At 71.1% G+C, this 6,091-nt stretch carries 6 protein-coding genes; 2 read left to right on the top strand and 4 right to left on the bottom strand.

Features of this window, described 5'->3' with window-relative positions; all coding sequences use genetic code 11:
* Positions 1-21: 21 nt before the first annotated feature.
* Together GBZ48_RS35415 and GBZ48_RS35410 are read right to left on the bottom strand one after the other, a co-directional pair.
* Entirely contained in the window at positions 22-1,095 is a 1,074-nt protein-coding gene (locus GBZ48_RS35415) for an aldose epimerase family protein (RefSeq protein WP_246307688.1), read from the bottom strand.
* A gap of 267 nt (positions 1,096-1,362) precedes the next feature.
* The gene (locus GBZ48_RS35410; protein ID WP_174475302.1) at positions 1,363-2,085 is read right to left on the bottom strand and encodes a 2OG-Fe dioxygenase family protein; all 723 of its coding nucleotides are present in this window, start codon (positions 2,083-2,085) and stop codon (positions 1,363-1,365) included.
* A gap of 251 nt (positions 2,086-2,336) precedes the next feature.
* Here GBZ48_RS35410 and GBZ48_RS35405 point away from each other — a divergent pair, with 251 nt between their 5' ends.
* Both GBZ48_RS35405 and map read left to right on the top strand, forming a co-directional pair.
* Positions 2,337-2,972: a TetR/AcrR family transcriptional regulator gene (locus GBZ48_RS35405; protein ID WP_174475301.1), complete on the top strand. Its 636-nt coding sequence runs from the start codon at positions 2,337-2,339 to the stop codon at positions 2,970-2,972.
* Positions 2,969-3,772, top strand: a complete 804-nt coding sequence (map, locus tag GBZ48_RS35400) for a type I methionyl aminopeptidase (protein WP_174475300.1) — start codon at positions 2,969-2,971, stop codon at positions 3,770-3,772. Before GBZ48_RS35405 ends, map begins: the two co-directional genes overlap by 4 nt.
* Before the next feature lie 7 nt (positions 3,773-3,779).
* Here the strand turns inward: map and GBZ48_RS35395 are convergent, their stop codons facing one another.
* Both GBZ48_RS35395 and GBZ48_RS35390 read right to left on the bottom strand, forming a co-directional pair.
* Positions 3,780-4,133: a hypothetical protein gene (locus tag GBZ48_RS35395; RefSeq protein WP_174475299.1), complete on the bottom strand. Its 354-nt coding sequence runs from the start codon at positions 4,131-4,133 to the stop codon at positions 3,780-3,782.
* The gene (locus tag GBZ48_RS35390; protein WP_343049805.1) at positions 4,130-5,902 is read right to left on the bottom strand and encodes a hypothetical protein; all 1,773 of its coding nucleotides are present in this window, start codon (positions 5,900-5,902) and stop codon (positions 4,130-4,132) included. Before GBZ48_RS35390 ends, GBZ48_RS35395 begins: the two co-directional genes overlap by 4 nt.
* Positions 5,903-6,091 lie beyond the last annotated feature (189 nt).

Genomic DNA, 6,091 nt, shown 5'->3' with positions numbered 1-6,091 from the left:
GGCGGGCGGCGGGACGACGCCTCAGGCGACCCCGAACCGGTAGACGATGGACCCGGCGGTCCATTGGCCGGGATGCAGCACGGTCGAGGGGAAGTGGGGGATGTTGATGGCGTTGGGAAATTTCGACGGCTCGGCGCAGAAGGCGCTGTGTTTGGTGTAGAGCGTGCCGCCCTTGCCGACATCCCGCGGGGTTTTGCCCTCCAGGAAATTGCCGGTGTAGAGTTGCAGGCCGGGTTCGGTGGACAGCACCTCCAGCGTCCGGCCGCTCGCCGGGTGCAGGAAGCGGGCGAGAAGGACAGGCGCCGTGCCGGTCGCCGGCCTGTCGATCACGTAATGCAGGTCGTAGCCCTTGCCGAGCGCCAGCATGCGGTCGTCGGCGTCGATGCGGGCGCCCAGCGCCGCCGGGGTGCGGAAATCGTGTGGCGTGCCGGTGACCTCCACCATCTCGCCGGTCGGCACCCCGGTGTCGCCGAGCGCCAGATAGCGGCCGGCATGGATGGTGGCGACATGGTCGAGGATCGACGACCCCAGATCGCCCGACAGGTTGAAGAAGGTGTGGTCGGTGAAGTTGGCGATGGTGGTCCTGTCGGCCGCCACCGCGGTCCAGGCGATGGTCAGGGCGTTGTCGTCGCCGACCGTATAGACCAGCCGCAGCGGCAGGGTGCCGGGAAAGCCCTCCTCGCCATCCTCGAAGACATAGGTCAGCTCCAGGCTGGCCTCGTCGAGCTGCCGGGCGTCGAAGACCCGGAAGCGCGAGCCGCGCTGGCCGCCATGCAGGGTGTTGGGCGGGCTGTTGACCGCGGCCTGATGGGCGACGCCGTCCAGGGTGAAGCGCCCGTCGGGGATGCGCCCGCAATAACGCCCGATGAAGGAGCCCATCGACGCCTGCCCGCCCATCGCGCCCTCGATCCCATCATAGCCCTGGATCACGTCGCCCAGCACGCCGTCGCGGTCGGGGACCAGGATCTGCTCGATCTTGGCGCCGTAATTGGTGATGCGCGCCACCATGCCGCGCCCGTTGCGCAGGGTGAACAGATCCACCGGCTTGCCGTCGATGGTCGCGGAGTAATTCTCTCGCTTGAGGTCGGTCGCCATGCTCAGGCATCCCTGTGGAGGAGGTTAGTAAAAACCGAGAAGCAGCAGCCCCAGGATCACCACCACGCGCAGGAGCAGCGCCGTCTCCAAGGGATCCGCGGTCATGGCTCGGCCTCACCGGATAACTCATGAGATTATTATACTAATATATTAGCGTTCGAGGCAAACCGGATCCGGTGCCGGACGCTGATGTGGACAGTATGCCGCAGTATTCCGTTTAAGGCCGTGGCCATGGCTGTGACGGGGCGGCCAGTCGGGCGTGCGGCATCAGGCGTGCCGCATCGTCACCACCAGCACGTCCCGGAAAGCCGGGCGCACCGGATCGGTCGGCTCGACCGGCGTCACGCCGTGAAACACCCGGGCGTCGTCCACCACTGCCGATTCCTGCGGATGGCGCAGGGTGAAGCTGCCGAGCGGCCGGCCGGCGAGGTCATGGATGCTGGTCGTGCCGCTGGAGACGTTCTCGCGCCGGACCAGCATCACCAGCACCCAGTCCACGCCGTCTCGGTGCATGCCTTCCGGGGTGGGCCGTCCGGCTTCGCCGGCACGGGCTTCGATGCGGAACTGATGGACCTCGGTGTGCCAGACCTCCGGCCTGATGCCGGCGGGGGTGAGCGGGTCGAACAGCGCGAAGCAGGTCTTCAGGATCGCGTTCAGGGCGGGATGGGTCGCGACCGCCTCGGTGATCGGCTCGAACCAGCGTTCCAGGCCGCCGTTCAGCGGGTTGTAGTCGCGGCTCTGGTAATGGGGCTGGTGCGGCTTGCGCCTGATCTCCCCGGCTGACACCGCGAAGGCGGCATGGCGCCGGCGGCGGTAGCGCCCGCCGTCCGCCATGTAGGTGTCCAGGCCCAGGTCGTTCCAACTGGCGCCGAACCCCTCCCAATCACGCAGCCCGGCGGCGTCGAGCAATCCCTGCATGGCGTCCGCCGCGACGAAGGAGAAGCCGTCCGCCGCCACAGCGTCACGAACCGCGCGAAGATCATCGGTCATCTGGCCTGTCCGCTTTCAAAAGCGTTTTTGTGCTTGCCACCCTATCACAACAGCCCCAGCCCCTTCTCATCCCGCAGCCTCCGGCAGACGCAACGCTGCCCACAGCCTGCCCAGCGGCGAATGGGCCTGTCCGAACCGATAGCGGGCAACCGATGTCTTCCGATCCGAGATCGCGCACGCTCACCGGTCTTGTCGTCGGTTTCCGTAAAAACAAATAGACGGCACGTTCTAAAACGTCCATTCTAATTGGCATGGTCAGAACCGCACTGTTTTCCGAAGCCGACTTCATCGATGCCGCCATGGTGCTGGTCGCCGAAGGCGGCCCCAACGCCGCCACCATGCAGGCGATCGCCCGGCGGGTCGGGGCGCCGACGGGATCGATCTATCATCGCTTCGACTCGCGCGCGGCCGTTCTCGGCATCGCCTGGAACACCGCCTATGCCTCCTTCGTCGATGCCCTCGCTCCGCTGCTTCGCCAGGGTCGCCCGCGCGAGGCGGCGCTGGCGATCCTGCCCTGGTCGAGGGAGAACGGCCATCGCGCCCGCTTCCTGCTCCTCAACGAGCCGGTCGCCCTGTTCGAGGACAGCCCGCCCCCGGCACCGCAGAGGGCGAGGCTCGAGGAGCTGGAAAACGGGTTCGACGATGCCTTCCAGGCCTGCGTCGCGGCCTGCGGAGACGGGACGTCCGACGAGGAGCGGGTGGCGCGGGCCAAGTTCCTGATCTTCGACGCGCCGATCGCCATCCTCCGCCCCCACCTCTCCCGCGGCGCGCCGCTGCCGCCTTATGTCGAGCGGATGATCGCCGACCTTCACGCCGCCATGCCGGTCGCCGCCGGGCCGGCGGCCTCCGCCCAGCTCCCCCCTCCCATGAACCGGGCCGACCGATGAGCGAAATCGCCGATCACCGAAGCATCAAGCTGCACGCTCCGGAGGATTTCGCCGGAATGCGCGCAGCGGGCCGGCTGGCCGCCTCCACCCTGGACATGATCGCTCCCCATGTCGCAGCGGGCATCACCACGGCGGAGCTCGACCGTCTCTGCCACGATTACATCCTCGGCCATGGGGCGACTCCCGCCTCGCTGGGCTATCGCGGCTACGCCCATGCGACCTGCATCTCGGTTAACCATGTCGTCTGCCACGGCATCCCCGGCGATCGCAGGCTGGCGGAGGGCGACATCCTCAACATCGATCTGGCGGTGATCGTCGACGGCTGGCACGGCGACAGCAGCCGCATGTACGGTGTCGGCAAGCTCGGCCTGCGCGCCAGGCGCCTGATCGACGTGACCCATGAGGCGATGATGCGCGGCATCGAGGCCATCCGCCCCGGCGCGACGGTCGGCGACATCGGCTTCGCCATGCAGCGCCATGTCGAGGCGGAGCGCTTCAGCGTCGTCCGCGACTTCTGCGGCCACGGCATCGGCCGCATCTACCACGATGCGCCGGACGTGCTGAATTACGGCCGGCCGGGCGAGGGTCAGGACCTGCTGCCGGGAATGTTCCTGACGGTCGAGCCGATGGTGAATGCGGGCCGGCCGGACGTGAAGATCCTCGGCGACGGCTGGACCGCCGTCAGCCGGGACCGCAGCCTGTCCGCCCAGTTCGAGCATAGCGTCGGCGTCACGGAGACCGGCTGCGAGATCTTCACCCTCTCGCCGGCGGGGTTCGCCAAGCCGCCCTACGCGGTGTGACCGGGCGTCACGGCGGAGGCAGCCGCTCGATCAGCCGGGGATTGTCCCAGCTCGGCTGCCGGTCCTCGATCACCACGCGGTGGGGCAGGGGGGAATCGCCCTCCACCGCCACCTCGACCCAGCGAGGGACCAGTTCATTGTTGATGTCGTCCAGAATGGCGACGGCCAGCGCCTCCAACCCGTCCGGGAAACTGGCGAACTCCGCCAGATAGGCCACGACCGACGCCGGATCGGGCACCAGCAGGTCGGGCACCAGCCGCAGGGTCAGCCGCACCCCCGGCAGCGGTTCGCCGCGCAGCTCCACCAGGAAATCGTGGCGGGCGTCGGGGGAGGGGCGGGTGGACAGCCGCTCCCGCCTCATGCCGACACCCCCAGCCCGGCCTGTCCGGCGCGGGTCAGCTTCACCCAGCTGCGCACACCCGACTGGAAGGACAGGCCGCCGGTGTAGCCCACCGCCCGCACGCTGTCGGCGAAAATCTGGATCAGCTCCACCCGCAGCTCCGGCGGCAGGGCGGCATGGCTGCGCAGGATCAGGTCGAAATGGTTGGGCCGCACCAGACCGTCGAGCTGCATCGGCCCGAACCGGCTGAGGTCGAGGTCGATGACGAAGCGGCTGCCGGGCTTCGACCGCTCGGCCCCGCCGCTTTCCTCATCCTCCTGCAACGGGTGGACATGCAGCCTGATCGGCTTCGGCCCGTTCGCATCCATCAGCGGGATGGTGTAGCTGCGCCAGTCGCCCGGCAGCGGTTCCGCCGCTTCGCGGCGCAGCCCGTCGAAATCCTTCTCCAGCCGCTCCAGCAGGTCGCGGCGCCCCGCCTTGTCGAGGGCGGAGGCGGCATCGTCGCCCAGCCAGCCCTGCGCGTCGCCGCCGCGCATCGCCGACAGGAAGAAGCCCAACGCCGCGGTCAGCTTGCGGTTCGGCTGCGGCATCGTCGCCAGCATCGCCTTGGCCGCCGCCGGATCGGCCGCCGCCAGCGTCGCCATCAGCTGCCGCATCGCCGGCCAGTCGCGCCCGTCCAGCGGTCCCGGCGGGCCGGGCAGGGTGGGAGCCGCCGCCTGGGTGGCGCGGGCGAGGTCGGCCAGCGCCGCCGTCACCGTGGCCCCCTGCGGCAGGCTGGCCGGGACGTTCAGCGCCAGCATGCCCTGCCTGGTCGCCAGGATCGGCTGGCCCTGCGGCGTGCTGCCGGCCACCGTGCCGCGCAGGATTGGCGTGTCGGGCGGCAGGGCCGGCTCGTCGGCTTGCGGCGTCGGCAGAGCGGCGGCCTGTCCGCCCTGTTGCTGGCCGGATTGGCTCCCCGCCTGCTGGTTGCGCCCGTTGGCCTCCGGATTGCCCGCCCCCGGGTTGCCGGGCGGTTGTGGCTGTTGCGGCGGCGGGGTGACCGTCAGGATCTTCAGCGCGACCGTGGCGCCGCGCGGCAGGTCGGGCGGTTCGGGATTGCCGGCGGCTTCCCCCGGTGGGGTCGAGCCCGATGCGCTGGAGCCGGGCGGAGTGGGCGCCGTCGGCGTCTCGGCGCCGGGATGGGCCGCGTTGCCGCCCAGCTGGACCGGCGTGCCGAAGGTGGCGCTGCCGCCGCCCATCATGGCCGGGGCGGGCGTGGAGGCTCCGCCCGTCGCAGCGGCAGGCACCCCGGCGGCCGGAGCCTCCGGCTTCGCGGACCCGGCCGGTGCGGCGGGGGCCGGTGCCGCGGGGGTCGGCTGCGCCGGCGGCGCGGCGGCGGTCGGCAGCTTGGCGCCCGACCCGCCGGCCAGCACCAGCGCCGGCACGACGGTGCCGGGCAACAGCGGCGGCAAGTTGGTCGGGACGGCGGTCTGCGTCGGGGTGGGCAGCAGGACGGCGGGCGTGGCGCCGCTGCCGGCCGGCGGGGTCTGTGTCGCGTTGCCGGTGGATGGCGTCGCCGGGCTCGCCAGCGATTGCAGCAGGATCAGCGCCGTCGGCTTGCCCGGCAGCGCCGTGGCCGGGGCGCCCGTCGGGGCCGTGCCGCCGGGAGTCAGCTGCACGGTGACCGGCTTGTCCGGCGGCAGCTCGACCGCGCTGTCGAGCAGCAGTTCACCCGCCGCGGTGCGCACGCGGGTCAGCCCCTCCGGCGTCTGGCCGGCGACGGTGCCGGTCAGCACCACGGGGCGGGTCACCTCCGGCAGCCGTTCGGGAAGCTGGACGACCGTGGCCTCGGCGGTGACGGGAGCGGGCGTGGCGGGGGCTGCCGCGGCGGCGGGGGGGGGCCCGCGGGCCCGACGTGGGAGTCCCCCCGCCCCGCCCCCCCCCCCCCGCCGGCTACCCGCGCGCCGCGGGCCCACCCCCCACCACACAGCCCCGCCTCC

Origin of the sequence: Azospirillum melinis (genome assembly GCF_013340935.1) — a bacterium.
GTDB classification, from domain to species: Bacteria; Pseudomonadota; Alphaproteobacteria; order Azospirillales; family Azospirillaceae; genus Azospirillum; species Azospirillum melinis.
The sequence above is the reverse complement of the archived record's forward strand: the minus strand, read 5'-3'. Positions and strand labels throughout refer to the sequence as shown.

Excerpts from the sequence above, each read along its gene's own strand:
- GBZ48_RS35405 (WP_174475301.1), top strand. The coding sequence starts at position 2,337 with ATGGTCAGAACCGCACTGTTTTCCGAAGCCGACTTCATCGATGCCGCC.
- GBZ48_RS35395 (WP_174475299.1), bottom strand. The coding sequence starts at position 4,133 with ATGAGGCGGGAGCGGCTGTCCACCCGCCCCTCCCCCGACGCCCGCCAC.
- GBZ48_RS35415 (WP_246307688.1), bottom strand. The coding sequence starts at position 1,095 with ATGGCGACCGACCTCAAGCGAGAGAATTACTCCGCGACCATCGACGGC.
- map (WP_174475300.1), top strand. The coding sequence starts at position 2,969 with ATGAGCGAAATCGCCGATCACCGAAGCATCAAGCTGCACGCTCCGGAG.
- GBZ48_RS35410 (WP_174475302.1), bottom strand. The coding sequence starts at position 2,085 with ATGACCGATGATCTTCGCGCGGTTCGTGACGCTGTGGCGGCGGACGGC.